At 34.2% G+C, this 21,136-nt stretch carries 12 protein-coding genes; 10 read left to right on the plus strand and 2 right to left on the minus strand.

Annotated elements, in window-relative coordinates; genetic code table 11:
• The first annotated feature begins 63 nt into the window (after positions 1–63).
• From HZC47_10145 to HZC47_10170, 6 genes are all read left to right on the plus strand, one after another.
• On the plus strand, positions 64–1,413 hold the full coding sequence (locus HZC47_10145) for an RNase J family beta-CASP ribonuclease (protein ID MBI5681243.1): 1,350 nt from the start codon (positions 64–66) through the stop codon (positions 1,411–1,413).
• A complete protein-coding gene (locus HZC47_10150; GenBank protein ID MBI5681244.1) occupies positions 1,413–2,399 on the plus strand; it encodes a polyprenyl synthetase family protein in 987 nt (328 codons plus the stop codon). The genes HZC47_10145 and HZC47_10150 overlap by 1 nt, the downstream gene beginning before the upstream one ends.
• A 45-nt stretch (positions 2,400–2,444) precedes the next feature.
• On the plus strand, positions 2,445–4,118 hold the full coding sequence (locus HZC47_10155; protein ID MBI5681245.1) for a glutamate--tRNA ligase: 1,674 nt from the start codon (positions 2,445–2,447) through the stop codon (positions 4,116–4,118).
• Between the two features lie 25 nt (positions 4,119–4,143).
• Entirely contained in the window at positions 4,144–5,376 is a 1,233-nt protein-coding gene (locus HZC47_10160; protein MBI5681246.1) for an LL-diaminopimelate aminotransferase, read from the plus strand.
• 385 nt (positions 5,377–5,761) lie between these two features.
• Positions 5,762–7,090 (plus strand): ATP-binding protein, encoded by a 1,329-nt coding sequence (locus tag HZC47_10165; GenBank protein ID MBI5681247.1) that lies wholly within the window; start codon positions 5,762–5,764, stop codon positions 7,088–7,090.
• Between the two features lie 142 nt (positions 7,091–7,232).
• Positions 7,233–8,255 carry an adenylosuccinate synthetase gene (locus tag HZC47_10170; protein MBI5681248.1) on the plus strand — a complete coding sequence of 341 codons (1,023 nt, stop codon included), beginning with the start codon at positions 7,233–7,235 and terminating at the stop codon, positions 8,253–8,255.
• Between the two features lie 67 nt (positions 8,256–8,322).
• On the opposite strand, the gene HZC47_10175 is transcribed toward HZC47_10170, so the two are convergent.
• On the minus strand, positions 8,323–9,123 hold the full coding sequence (locus HZC47_10175) for a CPBP family intramembrane metalloprotease (protein ID MBI5681249.1): 801 nt from the start codon (positions 9,121–9,123) through the stop codon (positions 8,323–8,325).
• 241 nt (positions 9,124–9,364) lie between these two features.
• On the opposite strand from HZC47_10175, the gene HZC47_10180 reads away from it, so the two are divergent.
• A complete protein-coding gene (locus HZC47_10180; protein ID MBI5681250.1) occupies positions 9,365–9,700 on the plus strand; it encodes a winged helix-turn-helix transcriptional regulator in 336 nt (111 codons plus the stop codon).
• 150 nt (positions 9,701–9,850) lie between these two features.
• Positions 9,851–12,226, plus strand: a complete 2,376-nt coding sequence (lon, locus tag HZC47_10185) for an endopeptidase La (GenBank protein ID MBI5681251.1) — start codon at positions 9,851–9,853, stop codon at positions 12,224–12,226.
• A gap of 180 nt (positions 12,227–12,406) precedes the next feature.
• Here the strand turns inward: lon and HZC47_10190 are convergent, their stop codons facing one another.
• Complete coding sequence (locus HZC47_10190) at positions 12,407–12,757, minus strand: zinc-ribbon domain-containing protein (GenBank protein MBI5681252.1); 351 nt, start codon at positions 12,755–12,757, stop codon at positions 12,407–12,409.
• 445 nt (positions 12,758–13,202) lie between these two features.
• On the opposite strand from HZC47_10190, the gene HZC47_10195 reads away from it, so the two are divergent.
• Both HZC47_10195 and HZC47_10200 read left to right on the plus strand, forming a co-directional pair.
• On the plus strand, positions 13,203–15,239 hold the full coding sequence (locus tag HZC47_10195) for a hypothetical protein (protein MBI5681253.1): 2,037 nt from the start codon (positions 13,203–13,205) through the stop codon (positions 15,237–15,239).
• A gap of 118 nt (positions 15,240–15,357) precedes the next feature.
• Positions 15,358–21,045: an RHS repeat protein gene (locus tag HZC47_10200; protein ID MBI5681254.1), complete on the plus strand. Its 5,688-nt coding sequence runs from the start codon at positions 15,358–15,360 to the stop codon at positions 21,043–21,045.
• Positions 21,046–21,136 lie beyond the last annotated feature (91 nt).

The raw sequence follows: 21,136 nt of genomic DNA on the forward strand, positions 1-21,136 counted from the left end.
TCTCAAAAATTCATGGAATTTTTGGGGATTCTTTAAAAAAAGGTTGACGATGGAGGACAATTTATGAGCGTTGAAGTAATAGCAATAGGCGGATATGAAGAAGTAGGAAAAAACATGACCGCAGTTAAAGTAGGTGACGACGTAGTAATCTTTGATATGGGAATTCACCTTGACAGAATTCATATTCATGAGGATACAGATATAGCAAGGATGCACAGTTTAGATTTAATCGAAAGGGGAGTTATACCTGACGATACATTGATGAAAGAAGTTGATGGTAAAGTAAGGGCCATAGTATTTACTCATGGCCATTTAGACCACATAGGGGCTGTTGCAAAGCTTGCACATAGATATGGAGCCCCTATAATAGCTACACCTTACACATTAGCACTTATAGAGCGTACAATTAAAGGCGAGAAAAAATTTAGTGTAACAAATCCTCTTCAAGTGCTGAATCCTGGTGAAAAATGTCAAATATCTCCAGATATTACATTAGAATTCATTAACATGACTCACAGTATTCCTCAAGCTGCAATGGCAGCATTGCATACATCTGAAGGAATAGTAGTATATGCAAATGATTTCAAATTTGACAACTATCAAATGATTTCACCACCACCAGATTACAACAGATTAAAAGAACTGGGTAGAAAAGGGGTTCTAGCTCTTATTGTAGAGACAACAAGAGTTGGAGAAGATGGAGAAGCTAAAACTCATTCTGAAAAGATTGCAAGAATCATGCTCAAAGACATAATGCTTGATCCACTTGATGAAAAGAACGGAATGCTTGTAACAACATTTTCGTCCCATATAGAACGTATTCAGGCTATATGTAATATATCTGAGCAGAGTGATCGGAATTTGCTGCTTCTTGGAAGGTCAATGGAGAGATACTGTGGTATGGCTGAAGCTATGGGAATTTTAAAACTTCCTGCAACTGCAAGTATATATGGAAGTCCAAAGGCAGTTAACAGAGCCCTGGCAAGAGCTGAAGAAAAACGTTCAGAGTATCTTTTAGTTACAACTGGCCATCAAGGTGAGCCCGATGCGCTCTTGCCTCGAATTGCAAGTGGAAAAACTCAATTTAATGTTAGAAATGGTGATAATGTTGTGGTTTCAGCACCTATTATCCCCAATCCAATGAACATAGCAAACAGGAATTTACTGGAGCGAAGACTTAAATCAAGTGGTGCCAGAATATTTACTAATGCTCATGTTTCAGGGCACGCAGGACGTGAAGATCACAGGGACTTTATAAGAATGTTAAATCCAATGCATATAATCCCTGCCCACGGAGATCTGGCAATGCTTGCATCATACACAGAACTTGCAGAAGAAGAAGGCTATAAAATGGGAAATAACATCCATGTACTTAGAAATGGCCAGGCACAGGTATTTAACGGAGGAGTTTAATGAAGGTAATGGACATCTTAAAAAAATATTCTGAAAGCATTGATAAAGAAATTGAAGCATCATTAAACACAATAGACCCCACAAAACTTTGTGAAGCATCAGATCATCTTATTAAAGCTGGAGGAAAAAAAATCCGTCCATCACTTGTAGTTTTAAGCTGTGAAGCTGTAGGAGGAAAGAGCGAAGATGCTCTTAAAACCGCTGCTTCCATGGAACTAATCCACACCTTTTCATTGATACATGATGACATAATGGACAAAGATGAAATGCGCAGAGGAAAACCATCTGTCCATATGTTATGGGGAGAACCAATGGCCATTTTAGCAGGAGATACTTTATTTTCCAAGGCATTTGAAACCATTCTGGATACTGATGTTGAAAATATTCCTCCAAAAAGAGTTGTAGAAGCTTTAAGAACAGTTGTAGATTCATGTATCAAAATATGTGAAGGTCAAGCCTTAGACATAGGATTTGAAGGAAAATTAGATGTTAAAGAAGACGAATACATGAACATGATCTACAAAAAAACAGCAGCACTTATTGCAGCCTCAACAAAAGCAGGAACCATACTTGGGGGAGGAACTGAAGAACAAATTCAAGCTCTTGCAGAGTACGGCCGTTTAATTGGATTAGCATTCCAGATCCAAGATGATTATCTCGATGTTGTAAGTGACGAAGAAGATATAGGTAAACCAGTCGGTAGTGACATAGTAGAAGGTAAAATGACACTAATGGTGGTACATGCACTTGCAAACGCATCAAAAGATGATAAAGAAAGGCTTATTTCAATACTAAAAGCAAATAATGAAGATTTAGTTGATGATGCCATTGCAATATTCAATAAATATGGATCAATAGAATACACGCGTGACATAGCACTCCGCAATGTAAAAACCGCAAAAGAGCTTTTAGATGTTTTAGAAGATTCTGAAGCTAAAGAATCTCTCAAATTACTTGCAGATTTCGTGCTTGAGAGAAACCATTAATAATATTTATATATTTTTTATTCATTATTCTAACCCTGTGATTTTATGAACAATTTAAAAGACATTGTATACAAATATGCTCTTCAAAATGCCGTGAAACATAAAAAAAATGCTCAAAATGGTGCTGTAATTGGTTCAATTATGAGTTCTCATCCAGAATACAGAAGGGAAGCTAAAGAAGTTTCTAAAACTGTGGGTGAAGTTTTAAATAAAATAAATGCCATGACTCTTGATGAACAAGTTAGAGAACTTGAAAAATTAGGTGGCATGATAGAAGAGAAAAAAAAGGTTTCTAAAAAGGGGCTTGCTGACCTTCCAAACGTTAAAGGAAAAGTAGTTTTGAGATTTGCTCCAAATCCAAGCGGACCTCTCCATATTGGTCATGCAAGAGCTGCGGTTTTAAATAATGAATATGTGAAAAGGTATGATGGTAAATTAGTTCTACGTATTGAAGATACAGACCCTCGCAGAGTTGATCCAGACGCTTACAAAATGATAGATGAAGATCTGGCCTGGATGGACGTTAAAATTGATGAAAAAGTTATCCAAAGTGACAGACTTCCTATTTACTACGAATATGCCGAAAAACTCATTGAAATTGGCGGAGCATACATGTGCACATGTGAAGGTGGTGCATTTAAAAAATTAAAAGATGAATCAAAATCATGCCCATGCAGAGATTTAAATATCGATGAAAACCTTAAACGCTGGAAGGAAATGGAAAATCTGTCTGAAGGAGAAGCAGTACTTCGAGTTAAAACAGACATAAATCATAAAAATCCGGCAATAAGAGATTTTGTTGCAATGAGGGTTGTAGATGCTGAACATCCTCGTATCGGATTTAAATATAAAATTTATCCTATGATGAATTTTTCTGTAGCAGTAGATGACCATTTACTGGGAATAACCCATGTATTACGTGGAAAAGACCATCTTGCAAACTCAGAAAAACAGGAATATCTTTATAATCATTTTGGATGGGAAATACCTGTTTTTATCCATTATGGACGGCTTAAAATGGAAGATATTGCATTAAGCACATCTAAAGCAAGGGCAGGTATTGTGGAAGGCAAATATTCTGGTTGGGACGACCCAAGGCTGGGAACAATAAGGGCCATCGCTAAAAGGGGAATAATGAGGGAAGCGATTTACAAATTAATGAATGAAATAGGTACTAAAATAGCAGATACAACTGTAAGCTGGAAAAAAATATATGGATTAAACCGTACAATCCTGGAAGAAACAGCAAACAGATATTTCTTCATATGGAACCCAGAAGAAGTTAAAATAAAGGATCTCCCTGAATCTGCTAAAGGAATTATAGAAAGACCGTTACATCCAGACTTTTTAGAACGTGGAAACCGCGAACTTCAATTTAATGGTGAAATTTATCTTGTAAAAGAAGATATAAGAGAAAATAAGATGTTAAGACTTATGGATGCTGCGAATATAATCTTTAAAGATGAAAAAGCTGTTTTTGAAAGCTCAGGATTTGAAGAAGCAAGAGAAGCAGGTGCACAGATTATTCACTGGATTCCCAAAGAAGGCAATATAAAAACAGAAATAGTAATGCCTGATGCAAGCATTATAAAAGGATTAGCAGAGCCTTCATGCTGTAAATTAAAAGTAGATGATATTGTACAGTTTGAAAGGTTTGGATTTGCTCGTTTAGATGAAATAAATGAAAATAAGTTAAGATTTTACTTTGCGCATAAATAATAGTTGATTAATAGGAGTGTTAAAAATGGTGCAGATTAATGAAAACTATCTATTGCTTAAAAGCAATTATATCTTTGCAGAAATTGATAATCGTGTTGAAAAATATGAAAAAGAAAATCCTGATGCAGAAATAATCAGAATGGGCATTGGTGATGTCACAAAGCCATTAACTAAAGCTGTAATTGATGGATTCAAGCAGGGTGTAGATGAAATGGGTCATGCTGAGACATTCAAAGGCTATGGACCATATAGAGGTTATGATTTTTTAATTGAAGAAATTATAAAGAATGATTATACTCCTCTTGGAATTCAATTAGACTCTGAGGAAGTATTTGTAAGCGACGGTGCTAAACCTGATACTGGAAATATTCAGGAAATATTTGGTATGGACAATGTTGTAGCAGTAACAGACCCTGTTTACCCAGTTTATGTTGAAAGTAATATCATGGCAGGTCGTGGTGGCCAGATGGGAGAAGATGGAAGATATCAAGGACTTGTTTATCTTCCATGTACTAAAGAAAATGATTTTATCCCTGAACTCCCTAAAACACCAGTGGATTTAATTTATCTTTGTTATCCAAACAACCCAACTGGAACAGTACTTACAAAGGAACAATTGGCTAAATGGGTTGAATATGCGCGTGAAAACAAATCAATAATATTATTCGATGCAGCATACGAAGCTTACATACAGGAAGATAACATTCCTCACAGTATCTATGAAATTGAAGGAGCAAAAGAAGTAGCTATTGAATTTAGAAGTTTTTCTAAAAATGCAGGATTTACAGGAACAAGATGCGCTTACACTATAGTTCCTAAAGAATTAATGGGCTTTGATACTTCTGGAAATTCATATTCATTAAATGAATTATGGTTTAGAAGATTGACTACCAAGTTTAATGGTGTTTCTTATCCTGTACAGGCGGCGGCTAAAGCAATTTATTCAGCAGAAGGTCAGGAAGAAATTAAAGAATTAGTAAGCTATTATATGAAGAATGCAGCAATTATCAGGGAAAGTTTAGCTGAACTGGGCTTAAATATTTATGGTGGAATTAACTCGCCTTATATCTGGGTTAAAACGCCAAATAACATGGACTCGTGGGAATTCTTTGATCTTCTTTTAAACAAAGCACACGTGGTAGGAACACCAGGTGTAGGTTTCGGGCCAAGTGGTGAAGGTTATTTTAGAATAACAGCATTTAACACCCTTGAAAACACTAAAGAAGCTATGGATAGAATATCTGGTTTATCCTTCTAATTTTTATTTATTTTCCTTTTTTTAATTTATAATAGTTAATTTGTTTAGTATATCTATATTTATTCTTCAAAATATAAAAAAAGCTTTTTATAATCGTCTTTTAAGGTATATAACCTAAAAATATAAGTTTTATTAATTAAATCTCACAATATCTATGTATTTATTTTAATTCCATGACTTTTTATATTTAAAAATACATAAATAAGATTCATTAGTAAGTATATGTTACAACAAATAAAAAACAGAGTATTTGAACTTCAATTAAATTCATTGAGGCATTCATTTAAAAGCAAGTGAATAAAAACAAATGCATATTAATGGGACTTTCCATGTATTAAATTATTTTGATAAGTAAAGGTTTAGTAATTGGAGAAGATGATATCCTATGGATTACTATCATAATGAGAAAATACAGAAAATTTTTAATTATTTAAAGCAACCTAAATCACTTAAAGAAATAGATCTTTCCAGTACTTTTATTATCAATTTAATTTTAAAATTAGTTTCATCTTATGGTAGTATCAAAGTACTGCAAATACATGAAATAACGGGCTTAAATATGGATTTAGTGGAAGAATGTATGCGAATTCTTGAAAAAGAGGATTTTTGTGTCCCTACAAGTGGAAGTTTTCTCTTTTCTAGTGTTGAATACACAGTAACAAAGCAGGGACGTGAAAAAGCAAATAAGATGTTAAGTGAAAACCAGTATGTAGGTTTAGCCCCTGTACCATATGCTCATTATCAAAAAATCATGGAAATTCAACTTAAAGACAGATTTCCAACAAAAATTCCTGATGAAGTTATAAAAAAAGCTTTTAAAGGGGTAGTTGGTTCAAAAAAAGCAAAACAAACATTAGTTGAAGCAGCAATAGGGGGTAATGGGTTTTTTATTTATGGACCTCCAGGAACAGGTAAAACATTTCTTACAAGCAAAATGTCAGATTTACTGTCTCCAATTGTAATTCCAAAATTTATAGAATTTAATGAACAGGTAATCCAACTTTTTGACCCGGATTTCCATAGAAAATGCCCTGAACAGCCTGAAGACCCACGGTGGGTTAAAATATATGCACCATATGTTTTCACTGGTTCAGAACTTACACTTGAAAAATTTGAAACCAGTTATAATCATAACAAGGGATTATATGAAACATCTCCCATAATAAAGGCTAATGGTGGAGTTTTACTTTTAGATGATCTTGGAAGGCAGAAAGAAGACCATAACGCGCTTTTAAATAGGTTAATAGTATCAATGGAAAGTAAAAAAGATATAATCTATATTAAAGGTGCGCCTGTAGTAATTGAAACTCATTTTATACCTGCATTTTCAACTAATTTGAATATAACCATATTTGATGAGGCACACCTTAGACGAGCACCTTTGAATATTCATCTGGAAACACCCTCAACAAACGAAATTATAGAAGTTTTTAAGAATAATTTAGATGCACTTGGAGAAAAATACGATGAAAAAATGATAAAAAGGTTTGAAAAGGTGTATACTCCTCTTGTTAGTGGTGGAGAGCAGCTTCAACCGACTTTTGCACATGCAAGGGATATTGCACAGATTGCACAGGCTATACGCATGAGGAAAAATGAGGAAAGAATAACTGAAGAAATCTTAGAAGACGCTTTAAATCAGCATATTTTAATAGTGCTTCAAAGGAAGTTCACCCCTGATATTTTTGCAAGAATTCTAGAGAAAAAAGGTTAACAAAGCTATTTTACTTTGATTATGAATCTAAAAAGTTATTTTTAAATATATGATCAGAATTTCTAATTTTTTAATAATATGGAAAGGTATTTATTAAGAGCTTCCAAAAATAAAAGAGGCAAAGAAATATGGAGAACTAAAAATGACATGTAGTATATTAGTCGGTGGCGGCTGGGGAGATGAAGGTAAAGGAAAATGTATCACTTACCTTTGTTACAACGATAAACCTGATATAATAGCAAGGGCAGGAGTAGGCCCAAATGCAGGACATTCTGTCGAATTTAAAGGCGATAAATATGGATTAAGATTAACTCCTTCTGGATTTTTCCATAAAGACGCAAGATTACTTATAGGTGCAGGAGTACTCGTAGATCCTGAAGTCTTCATGCATGAACTTGATTATTTAAATAAATATAATGTCAGAGGTAGAACATTCGCAGATTATAGATGTGCAATTATAGAAGAAAAGCATAAAGCACAAGATAAAGCTTCAGATCATTTATCTAAAAAAATAGGAAGTACTGGAACAGGATGTGGACCAGCAAACGCAGATAGGGTAAATAGAAGTATAAAACGTGCTGAAGACATTTTGGAAATGAAAGATTTCTTAACTGATGTTCCTCGTGAAGTAAATGAAGCGTTAGATGATGAAAGAGACGTTTTTATTGAAGGATCACAGGGTTTTGGACTATCACTCTATTATGGTACATATCCATTTGTTACAAGCAAAGATACAACAGCAAGTACTGCAGCAGCTGATGTAGGCGTGGGACCAACTCGTATTGATGATGTAATTGTAGTATTTAAATCATACATCACACGTGTTGGAGAAGGGCCATTTGGCACTGAAATTTCCCAAGAAGAAGCTGAAAAATTGGGTTTAGAAGAGTATGGGACTGTAACGGGCAGAAGAAGAAGAGTTGGAACCTTTGATATGGATCTAGCTCGAGAATCATGCATGATAAATGGAGCTACCCAAATAGCCTTAACATGTGTTGATAAGATTTTCCCACAATGTGAAAGAGTAAAAGATTATTCAAAACTTTCTGGAGAAGTCAAAAAATTTGTGGCAGAAATTGAAGGAGAAACTGGAGTACCAGTAACCATTATTTCAACAGGTCCAGATCTTGAAGATACAATTGATTTAAGGGATGAACTTCTTTAATTATCCCTTAGAAACTATTTTTAATTTATTTTAAATAAATTTAATTTTAAAAAAAAGAATAATTGGTTTATAAAATAGCACCAATTAGTAATGCAGGAATTACGTGTAGGACGATATCTGCAGAAAAATGCGCAATCATTGCAGATTCTAATCCCTTTTTCCAGTAAAGCCATCCAAAGATGATTCCACCAACACTGTTTAAAATAATTGTACGGACAATAAGAATTGGAGTTAAAGCTGCCATTGCTGCGACAGTTGGTAAATGACCAATTCCAAATATAATCGCTGCTAAAATAATGGAAAACCACATAACTGCTTTTCCTGGTTTTTCAATCTGGATTTTTTTAGTTTTAACAAGTATCCATGAAACTATTTTAAAGGATATCCACACTATTAGGGTCATCAAGAATAACCTAAGTAATATTTCTTCATTTATCCCCCCATAGAATGATGCTAGTAATCCTTGCCATGCTGGAGGAGTGAATTGACTTGCTGTAATATTAATGGCAGCACCTGCAAATGAAAATAGGTAATCTAAGCCAATTATCAAAATACCTGCTATAATTCCAAGTCCAACGGATATAGGGAGTATAGATTTAAGGTATTCTTTAACGGGTTTACCTTCAAGCCAACCTTCTAAAATAGGAAGCCCAAGCCCCACTCTTTTTGCAAAGTAAAGACCTGCAATGATAGCAATCACAAATAATATTAGACTTTGAATAAATTGTCCTAATAATAAAACATAAAGTGGTACAGGTAAATTTTGGAGTACATTGCTTTGGAGAGTTAGAGTATAGGGTAATACAGTAAACCATCCAAAAATACTCATGATCAATAATATTATAAATAATTTCCAGTTAATCTTCATTTTTTTTCACCAATCTTTCTTTGAATGTGATTATAGTTTTTCTATTCATATATATTTTTAAGTAAATCCTTAAAAAGCATGTAAATTAATTGCCAGACCTATAGGTAAATAACTCAAAAAGGTAATTTTAAACAATTAGATATTTCAGATAATATTGATCTGATTTTTTGGTTTTGATCATCATACAATATAATATAACGATCGAAAAGTATATAAGGATATTCTTATATACTTATGTTACATGATGTTGAATCCTGAACACTGTTGTGATCTATCAGAAGAATTGGAAGAGCTGTTTAAAGCACTCGGAAACATCAACCGACTGTTATTAATTTACAGAATGACATCCGGCGAAATAGAAAAGATAAGCGTTACAGAAATGGCACATATGATAGGTTTAACCCAACCTGCAGCATCACAACATCTTAAAATACTAAAAACTGCCAATATATTAAACGCAGAAAAGAAAGGAAACTACATTTACTATACATTCAACCATAGTGCCATGATAAACCATAAAAAAAAGATTGATTTTTTATTTGGATGTGTTTTATCAAAATGCGAAAAAAATGAGTGAATAAACTCCAAAAAACATGTTAAAAACCAGTTTTTTTAAAATCAAAGAAATAAAGAAAGAATTTTAATTAATCATAGGTAAAAACAAAGATAAAGAGGAACCCGAAGTAAATGGGGCCAAATACTCTTTACTCTACATAGGAGTGAAACTATGAAAGAAATGAACGTTAATAAAGAATTATCCATATTAGTTATACCTGATACAGTCCTATTACATGAAACTAATATGACTCTCAAGATAAGTAAAAAAATAGGGAGTGAAATATACCAGCGAGTTGCAAAAGACGATTTTTACGGTATTGCAGTAGCTACTAAAGATGGAACTGGAGAATTATACACAGAATCTGATTTATATAATGTTGGAACATTAATTAGAGTGGAAGGAGTCCAAAAATCAAGAGATTTTTATCAAATACGCGCAGAAATCATAGAAAGAGTAGAAATAGAAAAAATAGTTCCTGAAGGCGTAGATTACAGGGCAACTTATAAATTCGTTCCAGATATCATGGACTTAAACTCTGAAGAGCAGAAAGAAATGCTAAAACACATAAGACACTTAGTATCAGAGATAAGTGAAAATTTCAAGGGTTCAAAAACTTATGTTGACCATATAAAGAAATTAGATGACCTTACAAAGGTTATTGCCTATGTATTTCCATACATGAGATTATCACTTAAAGAAAAACAAGCATTACTTGAAATGCGCTCTTTAAAAGAAAAAAGCTTAAAATTCATGGACATTTTAATTGAACAAAAAGAATCAATAAAATTCCAAATGGAAATAGCTGCTAAATTCAATGAAGAAGTGAACAAAAAGAACAGAGAAACAATGCTTAAAGAGCAGTTAAGAGTTATACAAGAAGAATTAAGTGAAACAGAGGGAGTTTCAGGCAAAAAAGATTACAGGGAACTAATTGAAGAAGCAAATATGCCTGCAGATGTAAAAGAAGTGGCAATAGAAGAAGTTCACAAATTAGAAAGACAGGGACCTCACAGCTCAGAAGAAAATGTCATCAGAAACTACTTAGACCTGTTAGTCAGCCTTCCATGGGGTGAAAGCGAGATTAAAGACATTAACATCGAAGCTGCAAGGAAAATACTGGATGAAAAACACTATGGGCTTGATAAAGTAAAAGACCGTATAATCCAACATCTTACAGTAATGAAACTAAAACAAAACAAACAAGGATCAATTCTATTGTTAGTAGGACCTCCAGGAACCGGTAAAACCAGTTTAGGAAGAAGTATTGCTGAAGCTCTGGAGCGAAAATATGTTAGAATCAGTCTGGGCGGTGTCAAAGACGAATCAGAAATTAGAGGACACAGAAGAACATATCTGGGAGCGTTACCTGGCCGAATCATCCAGGGAATGAAGCGTGCAACAGAAAGAAATCCTGTATTTATCTTAGATGAAGTAGACAAACTAATGGCATCATACAGCGGTGACCCTGCAAGCGCCTTATTAGAAGTTTTAGACCCTGAACAAAACAATACATTCTCAGATCACTACTTAGAAGTGCCATATGATTTATCTGACGTATTCTTCATTGCTACAGCAAACTCATTAAGAGGTATCCCTGGACCTTTAAGGGATCGTATGGAAATAATCGAAATTGGAAGTTATACCAACCATGAAAAGTTTCGTATAGCAAAAGACCATTTAATTGAATTGGTACTTGAAGAACACGGTCTGGATAACACCCAGCTTCAAATTGATGATGAAGCATTAAAAACAATCATAGAAAAATATACTCGAGAAGCAGGAGTAAGAGGTGTCAAACGCCAATTATCAGCTGTTGCAAGGGTAGCATCAGAAAAAGTTGTTAGGGGTACAGTTGAAATGCCTTATATGGTCAAAGAAGATATGTTATATGATATTTTGGGTCATGAAATCGCCCAAATTCATCAGGCAGGTAAAAAAAATCCTCCAGGAGTTGTAACTGGTTTAGCATGGACACCAGTAGGTGGAGATATATTGTTCATTGAAGGTGCTTTCATGCCAGGAACAGGTAAATTAACACTTACGGGTCAATTAGGTGATGTAATGAAAGAATCAGCTAAAATATCCCAAACATTGATTCGTTCAAGATTAGCATTTAACTTAAAGCATGTTGAATTTGATAAAAAAGATTTACACATACATGTTCCATCTGGGGCTATTCCAAAAGACGGGCCATCAGCAGGTGTGGCTCTTTTAACCACTATTGCCTCCCTTGTAACAGGTCATGAGGTAGATTCAAAATTGGCAATGACTGGCGAAATATCACTTCGAGGTGCAGTCTTACCAGTTGGTGGAATTAAAGAAAAAGTTATTGCAGCTCACAGAGCAGGAATAAAACGTGTTATCTTACCAAAAGATAATAAAAAAGATTTAGATGACATACCAGAAGATGTAAAGGATGAATTAGAGTTTATATTCGCTGAAACTGTGGAAGATGTTATAAAAGAAACTATTGGTATTGAATTACCTAAACCAATGATGATTGATACACCAACAAATCCTGTAACTGGTGGAACTGGAGCATGAATCTTTTTATGCTCTAAAATCATTTTTAAAGAAAATTAACTTTAAAATATTTCCCATCTACCCTTAAATTAACAATATTGTCATCTAGAATTGGAGGTTGGATGGGATTCCTCCTTTTTTTAAGTAAATATATCTTATTTTACCTTAAAATTTATTCTAAGCAAATTCAATTCTATTAATTTAATCTTGTAGTTGTTGACCACATTCTGTGCAAAACTTATTTTTAGCAGGATTCTCTTTTCCACAGGATGGGCAAACAACTGCCACATCAGAATCTGATGAAGGTTCAACGGATTCATCTATGGGTTCATCAAAGAATTCATCAAGAGATTCGGTATAAATTAATTCTCCGCCACAACTACATTTATCAAAACTACCTGGAGATTCGCCTTTTTGTAGTTTATAATACCCATTACACTCTTTACAAATTAAATATCCTGTTTTTTCATCTTCTAAATTGTCAGATTCACCAAAATCTTGTTCTTTTCTTTTTTCCTCTAACTTCTTTTTAATTTCTTCAGTTGTCACCATGAAAACCAGCTCAAAACATTTTAATTTTTATACTAATGTTATATCATTTAATGAGAGGTATAATATTTGCTATCTGAAATTAATGGAATTCTCTTTACTTAAAATTATAACTGAAAATATACAAACTTCGTTATATGTAGATATGGCGAAGTAAAAATAGATTCATTTATCATCATATCTCCTTTTTAGCTTCAATTTGATTATAATTAAGGCTACTTTAATTTTTTTATACGAGAATAAAGGATTCTCATAAATTAAATATGTTTTTATAAGTAGTAATTTGTGTCATATTTTTAGATAATATTATTTTAGTGATAAAAGTCACCAAGATTTTTTTGTAATTATAAATGACTGTGAGTAAACAGTATCAAAATAATAGGGGATAATAATTTCAATCCCTAAAAAATTACCAGGTAGTGACTTCATTTACTAAAGGAGGAGTATAATGTCAAACTTTAAACTAAATTTGCCAACAGATATTCCGTGGGAACGTATATGTGTTACAGAAGATATGATTGATAGGAAAGTGTGTGATGATATATTGCCATCAAAGTGGCAGAGTTCTTTAGCTGTTTTTAAGTACGTCCCTGGAGATGACTGTCAATTATTGCCAGATTATAACATTACTTATTTAAAAGTTACAGCAACCATTACAGGATATCAGCCACTTGATGAAGAAATCCAAGGTCAAATAAATTGGGACGGACTAAATGTAGAAACAATCCCTGGATTAACAGAACTTCTTAATTCATATAATCCCTGTCATGGTGCCATATTACAAGTAGTTGTAGGTCCAAAAGATCCTGAAGAAAAAATTCAATTAAAAGATCATCCTTTTTTTCTAGATTTTGAACCCAAAAAAAGAGAACTTTATGAATTAGCTACGGATACTAAAGAAAAACAATCCCGTTCTCTAGAATCACTTAACATAACTAAATCTGGTGGATCAGCTCAATCTCAAGAAATTTTTGATATTGACATGGGAGAGAGTTTTGGTTATGGGAGTAATTTTAGTTATGGAGGTACTGGTGGTGGCATAAACCTTTCGGGTTCTAAGCAAGGAGAGCATGGTACAAAAAGAATGAATTCAGAAGAAAGCATGTCATCAAGATCTAGCGACGTAGGGCAAGAGAAAAGAGAATCTTTTTCTTTTTCTACTCAAATATCTCAAATGTATCATTTGTTGGATAGCTATCATTTAGGAACAAACAGAGTAGTATTTTTTATTCAACCCCGTCCCCACGTACTTGAAGAACCAACTGGCTTTGTTAAAGGCCCAAGACCTATAGATGGTATTCAGGAATTTTTTATGATTGTAGCTCACTCCAAAGAGCAAAAAGACTTTTGTGTTTCTTTGAGGTTGGATACCAGTCATCTTACTAAAACACAAATAATGGATTACGATAGAAAATCGGAGGTCACACAACTAGCGCATGTTGATGCTCCAATTCCTACAAATCAAGATATTAAAGCAGAAAAATATAATTGGGGAAGAACATGTGTTGAAACCACTTGCTGGGATATTTATTATCAATGTTTTGTTTCTAAGAAATTTGAAGACAGTGTAACATATAATGCCCCTTCAGGATATATAATTGAAAGTTACGATGATTTAATTAATGAATCTGATCATGGCTCTAGTGATGTTGTCATTACACCAAACAGAGCTTCATTGAATATAAACGTTGAAGCTCAAGGACATAATTGCTATAGAGTTTCAGATTGCGTTTATAATTGTCCTGCTATGACAATTCAAGGATGGGGAGGATCCGCTAGGAGGCAGCTTCAAGTTAACCTAAAATCAACCACACCAACTGTAAAAACTGGAGAAGAAGAGGTTATGTTGATAACTACCAGAGGATTATGTTGTTGTTCTTCTGATTTGATTGAACTCCCATATAAGGGGGAAGTGGTAGTTGGAATAAGAGCGATACCTTCACATTTGCAAAGTAAGGTATTAAGCGGTGAGTCTTTATCAACTGGATTTGAAAATGTCAGAAATAATTTATCAGACAATCTTGCGCAAAACGAGGTTAGTTTACTGAAAGATGGTAATGATAAAATACAGAAAGATTACGCAGCTTCGGATTCTAAATCATTAATTCGTCAGGTAAATGAATTAAGCAATTTTATTAAGGCCGAAACCATCAAAAGTATGAATGATCCTTTTTTAAAACCACAAAAGTTCATTGAAACTGATTTTTTTGCACAGCAGCTTGAATACAAACTACGGCAAACTGAAATGGGACGATCAATATTGAATAAGTCAGCAGTCAAAGATTTACCAAAAGAGAGCATGCAAAAACTGGAAAAACATTTAAAAAAAGATGCAAAAAATATCACAAATCAAGATATCATGAAAATCCAGAATGCCAAGTTAGCCAAAATAACTGGAATTAACGAAGAAAGAATCTACAAATTAAAACTTCAATCAGTTGGTGTTAAATTCCATAAAGAAACTGATAAAAAAAATGAAAGATGATAAATCCTCAGAAAATGGAATAAGAGCTTGAACTAATTTTTTTGTACGGATGAGAATCCCTTTGAATGGAAAATTTACAATCAGTGCCATTCATTTATTAAGTTGAAGGTGAGAATGAATGCCAGACGAAAATGAGGAAATATACACGTTTGAATTAACTGTACCAAATGATGCAAATGAATTTGAGTATGAGGGGGAGTCATATGGAGCTAATTCTACATTTGTAGATGTTGATCCTTGTGAGGCAATTGGGTTTTTCAATGCTTATCTTGAACAAAATCCAAATGGCAGTAGATTTGATGTAACTAAAAATTTTTGGGCTAATGCAGATAAAGCGTGCGAAATAAAACAAGCAAATGCACCGGTTAATATTTCACCTGAAACACCTACCTCCAACATACCTCCTGAAGGTGATTCAGCAGAATCCCAGGGGGCGCATCCACCTCCTTCATCAGTTAGTGGCGAAACTTTAACTGGAAGTGGCACTCTATCAACAACAGAAGAAGAGCGCAGACCTCCTGAAGGAGAACAGCATCCTACTCATGCAGATGAGAGTCCACAACAACAAAAAGATGCAGGAGAGCCTGTTGATATTTTTAACGGTATTTTTTATCTTCAAGAAAATGACCTGGATCTTCCCAATACAATACTTCCAATGACTTTTAGCAGAATTTACCGTAGTGGAGCGCCTGCTTTTGGTCCTTTAGGCTGGAATTGGGATCATAATCATAATCTTTATCTCAGGGAACTTAGCGATGGTAATGTAGCCTTATGGCGTAATTTACATGAAGATATATTCATAAATAATGGTGCCAGTTTTGAACCTCCAAGGGGTGTTTTTGAACAATTAGAAAGGGTTGCAGGGCTCACACAGACTTACGAGTTAAAAGTTGAAGGCGGCGTAGTTATGCGTTTTGAACGCCCTTTTGGCTGGATAGATGGTGAAAGAATTCCTTTGGTTTGGATAAAGGACCGCCATGGAAATAAATTACAATATACCTATGGGACTGAAGATAAAATCATAGAAGTTAAAGATGATGATAATAGGTATCTGCGTTTCGATTATGATATTAATGGATTTATCACAGAAGTATCAGATCACGCTGGGAGAAAATACACTTATGAATATAATGAGGAAACTGAGCAACTTGTTTATGTTAATTCACCCCCAACAACAGATCAGCCCCATGGCAGCTATAGGGTTTACTATTATGACAAATATTCCATACTTCCAGAACTAAAAAATAATATTATAAGAATTGAAGACTCTGAAGGCAGGATATATCTTGAAAATAAATATGAAGAAGATCCAGCATCCTGGAGCTATGCAAGAATAAAAGAACAGTTATATGGGGGTTTTTTATTTCAGTATCAATACACACAACTTCAATACGTTCCCTCAAATTCTCTTTATATTAATATTCCTGCAGTTAGGGTAGAAGTATTAAATCCTGATTTCGGACTGGAAACTTATACTTTCAATTATCGCGGCGACTTGCTGGATGAGCGGTTTAGATTAAATAAAGATAAAACATTTAGAGTGGTCATCTTGCAGTATGAGTACGACGAACAAGGCAATTTATCCAAAATAATCGAGCCTAATGGAAGCAGTGAAATTTTAACCTATGATTTTACCAATGCTGATCCTAGAATGAGAGGAAAACTGCTTCAAGAAGAATTGACTTCATCACTTTTTTCCCCAGCTCCAAGCCGTATTGTTTGGCGAGGAAAATATGAACCAAATTACCAGTTGCTCACAGAAGAAACAAACGAATCTCATATGAAAACAGAATATAAATATGATTTTGATAACAATCCTGCTTCACCAACCAACACTGGAAAACTAGAGAAAATAATTTACCCTGATGTAACTCTTCTGGATGGAACAATCCAAAATTGTATTTCTTTACTTGAAAATAATCAAAAAGGTCAAATTGAAGCAATAATCCTTCCAGATGGAACACGTCATGAACTGGTTTATGGAATAAAAGATAATGAAAAAAGCAGATTAATAAAAAAGATATTTGATGTAAATGGCCTAAATATTGAGAATTACATTGTATATGATTCCTATGGCTATGAATCTGAAATGATAGATGGAAATGGTAATATTTCTAAGAATATTTATAATGCATTGGGGTTGATTGAAAAAAGTATTTTACCGCCGGTAAATGGCATATCGGCTGAGCATATAATGCATTATGACTCAGATAAAAAGTTGAGTGCTATTGACAATCCAAAAGGGAGTTTTAATGATCCAAATATTGCAGGGAATCATATCATTGATAAATTCCAAAGAAATGTTTTAGGTTATCCCACAAAATATCATTTAAGCAGCAATACAAATGAAAAGAGAGACATTAGGGTTTGTTCTGATTTTAGAGGTTATCCACTTAAAACTATAAACCCAGATGATAGTCTAATTATACAAATATATGATGAACGAGGTTTGCTAACACATCAAGAAGTCAAAGGCACAGAGGGGACAACACTTTCTGTAAATCATATATATGATACAAGTGGTCGCTTGATAAAAGAAGTTAATTCATATAAAGCAACGACCATTTATGGTTACGATGGATTTGGCAGATTAAAGAAAATTATTTTTCCCAATGGCACAAAAAAATTACATGAATGGGGAAAAAATGATTTATTATTAAGTGAAGAAATCATCGGCGATGATGGATCTGGGACTAACCGGTTACTTTCAAAAAAATCTTATGAATATGATGAAAAAAACAGACAAATCAAGACAATTGAAAAGTCATTTGCAGATGATCCAAATCTTGCAATTGATGTGATAACTACTTTTTATTATGACAAATTAGACCAGATAGAAAAAATAGTTGATAATAGAGGTGGAGTTAAAACTTTCCAGTATGACGGATTAGGGCAGTTATTAGCTCAGATCGACCCAATGGGAAATGAAGAACGCAATACCTATGATAAAAATGGTAACTTAATTCAAACAGACAGTTATCACAAAGAACCGGATGGTTCAGTTTCTCTTATTTCAAAAAAATACGTTTATGATGCAAGAAATAGAAGAATAGAAACTATTGAACCGGATGGAACTAAATTCATAGAAAAATATGACGATAGGAATTTGGTGGTCAGCCAGACTGACTATTTAGGAATTATTAAAGAAACCACTTATAACTCGTTTCACGATCTAATTAGTGAAACATACGACGTTGGCGGTTTATCTGTAACTCATCAATGGATTCTTGACAATATGTCCCGCGTTAATGCTTACATAGATCCAACAGGAGAAATATCAAAATATCATTACGATAGTGTAGGTAGATTCTACAAAACTGAATATCCAAATGGATTTTCGAGTACAAGAGTCTTCAATGACATTGGACAACTTAAAGAAGAAGTTTTAGGAAGTGGAGTGAAATTTGAATATGGCTATGATGGTGCAAATCGTTTATTGAGCATCAAAAATACTGGAGTGCCCAAATCCATAAATCAACTAAAAACACATGAATTCACTTATGATGGTTTAGACAGGGTTGTTTCTGCAAAAACTGGGAAAAATAAAATAGTGCGTAAATATGACAGTAGGGGTCGCTTGCTATTAGAAAGAACACACCAAAATGATATTGTGTGCAATTATGATGATAATGATGGCACTGTTGAAAAAATATGGCCAGATGGTAGAATTGAAAAATATTCTCATGACCTCAACGGCATAATAACTACAATTGAAGAAATTACTAACGGTTCATTAGGTGCAGGAGCTAATTTAATTGCATCATTAAAACCAAGCGGTAATTATTTAGGGGAGGCTAGTTATCAAGGAGGCCTAAAGATTGCTAATAAGTATGATGAAAGAAAGCGTTTAGTTGAATTAGCAATAAACAGTCCTACAGGGTTGGATGAGAAAATTAAATATCGTTATGATAAAGCAAATAGAATGCATGTTGAAGCCATTATAGGGAAAAAATCAAAGATCAGTTATTTTGAGTTTGATAATAAAAACAGGCTTGTAAATACAAAGGATAATTTTGATGCCGTAGTTCCAGATGCCACAACACAAGCTGAACATGACATTGCTATTAACACCCTAAAAGTTGCATCTGCAGGTGCTGCTCATGAAGAAAAGTTTGAATATGATTCATCTGATGCCCGTACTAAGTATACTGAAACAGGAAGTGTTGATAAAAACTATACTTACCGTTCAGGTCATAGAATAAAAAATGACGGAACAAATGATTATAGTTATCATTTAGATGGAACACTTGAAAGTGATGGTGTATTTAAATACGAAGTGGACGCATTAGGGCGAGTTGTTCAAATAAAATCTGGCATAAATGAAGTTTGTGAAATTGAGTATGATGCATTTGGCAGGCCAAGCATTATCAAAGAGTTAAATAAACCAGATAAATCACTCAATTATCTGGGTGGTTTTGTGGAGCAGGAAAATGAAAATGGGATTGCTTCAAGGCAAATTTCAATGCACCCAGTAACAGGCGTGCCTATAGCCTATCATTCTGGGATGGGAACACATTATACTCTTTTTGATAACAAGTATAATTTATGGGGCTTAGCAGATACTAATGGAGATTTGTTAGAGACATATAGATACAAGTCTTTTGGTGTTCCTGAAATCTATGATTCAAATGGAGATGCATTAGTGGCCTCTAATTTTGGAATTGACCCATTTTTTGGAGGAGAAAAGCTTTTATCATCTGCAGGATTGTACCTCTCCAAGCGAAGATTGATGAATCCTCTAAATGGAGTTTTCTTATCTTGCGATCCACAAGGTTATGCAGACTCTCCCTCGTTATATGTTTATGCTGCACAAAATCCTGTAAACAATATTGACCCAAATGGAGAACTTATCCCAGTCATCGTTGGAATTTTTGTGATAGGCGGATTAATAGCTGGAACAGGTTATAGTATCTATGATAGTATTAATCATCTTGAGAAGTATCAGGGAGCCGCAGGGATATGGAGGCCGGTTGTAAATGTTATTGGCGGCGGATTAGCTGGTGCCGCAAGCATATTGGCAGGCGAGGGCATTATATATGCTGCAGGAGGAGCAAGTATCTTTGGAGCGGGAACAGCAACCCTAAGCATAGCAAAATCTTTTGCGCTTTACGGTGCTTCAAGCGCTTTTTCCGGATTGTTTTTACGCGGCGGGTTTCATTTAATGTTTCCTGAGTATATAGATCCAGTATCACCAAGGACAATTGGTATAGATTTTGTCACAGGAGGTGCTTTGGGTGCTACATTTAGAGCAATGGCTAATTATGTCGCATCTCCAGGATTTGTGAAAACTTTGGGTGGATCGACAAGTAGGGGCGAGAGTTTAGGTCCTTATTCGGGCCGTATTGGGCGTTGGTTAGACAGAATAGGAATTCGGAAGGGTTATGAATCATTTGTTCGCAACAAAAATTTAGATGCGAATTTGAAATATGAGAAACTAGGAAGACATGATTTAGTTGATTTGATTGCTGAAAGAAGAACGGATATACATGAATGGGGCCATACTTTGTTTGATCGTTACTTACCTACCCTCAGATATTTATCAGATAATACTTCGTTGGGAGGTATTGCAAGTTTTCCTGAAGAAGTAGTAACATATTCGTTAGGTCATGCTGCAGTAGGAGAAATACATAGAATTCCTTTCGCTCCATTTGAAGCTTTAGGTAGTGTGGCAAAAGACTTAGGAATGAGTGAAGCAGCGAAAGCTGCAATTTTTTGGTCAAGATCATCTGTAGCAACGGGTATAGGAATAGCAGAGTATTTCTGGGCCAGTGATAAAAGTCAACCTACTTCATCATCAAAAAAATAAGCATTTATCAGATAAATTTTATTCAACCTTAATTTTAACTGATGTTTTGTGCAAAACAAGCTTCATTGGACTCATTAATAGTAGTTAATAG

The sequence above is a fragment of the Methanobacterium sp. genome (assembly GCA_016222945.1).
Taxonomy (GTDB): domain Archaea; phylum Methanobacteriota; class Methanobacteria; order Methanobacteriales; family Methanobacteriaceae; genus Methanobacterium_D.

Coding starts and splice junctions, on each gene's coding strand:
- HZC47_10160 (MBI5681246.1), top strand. CDS start 4,144: ATGGTGCAGATTAATGAAAACTATCTATTGCTTAAAAGCAATTATATC.
- lon (MBI5681251.1), top strand. CDS start 9,851: ATGAAAGAAATGAACGTTAATAAAGAATTATCCATATTAGTTATACCT.
- HZC47_10165 (MBI5681247.1), top strand. CDS start 5,762: ATGGATTACTATCATAATGAGAAAATACAGAAAATTTTTAATTATTTA.
- HZC47_10195 (MBI5681253.1), top strand. CDS start 13,203: ATGTCAAACTTTAAACTAAATTTGCCAACAGATATTCCGTGGGAACGT.
- HZC47_10200 (MBI5681254.1), top strand. CDS start 15,358: ATGCCAGACGAAAATGAGGAAATATACACGTTTGAATTAACTGTACCA.
- HZC47_10175 (MBI5681249.1), bottom strand. CDS start 9,123: ATGAAGATTAACTGGAAATTATTTATAATATTATTGATCATGAGTATT.
- HZC47_10190 (MBI5681252.1), bottom strand. CDS start 12,757: ATGGTGACAACTGAAGAAATTAAAAAGAAGTTAGAGGAAAAAAGAAAA.
- HZC47_10170 (MBI5681248.1), top strand. CDS start 7,233: ATGACATGTAGTATATTAGTCGGTGGCGGCTGGGGAGATGAAGGTAAA.
- HZC47_10155 (MBI5681245.1), top strand. CDS start 2,445: ATGAACAATTTAAAAGACATTGTATACAAATATGCTCTTCAAAATGCC.
- HZC47_10180 (MBI5681250.1), top strand. CDS start 9,365: ATGATGTTGAATCCTGAACACTGTTGTGATCTATCAGAAGAATTGGAA.
- HZC47_10150 (MBI5681244.1), top strand. CDS start 1,413: ATGAAGGTAATGGACATCTTAAAAAAATATTCTGAAAGCATTGATAAA.
- HZC47_10145 (MBI5681243.1), top strand. CDS start 64: ATGAGCGTTGAAGTAATAGCAATAGGCGGATATGAAGAAGTAGGAAAA.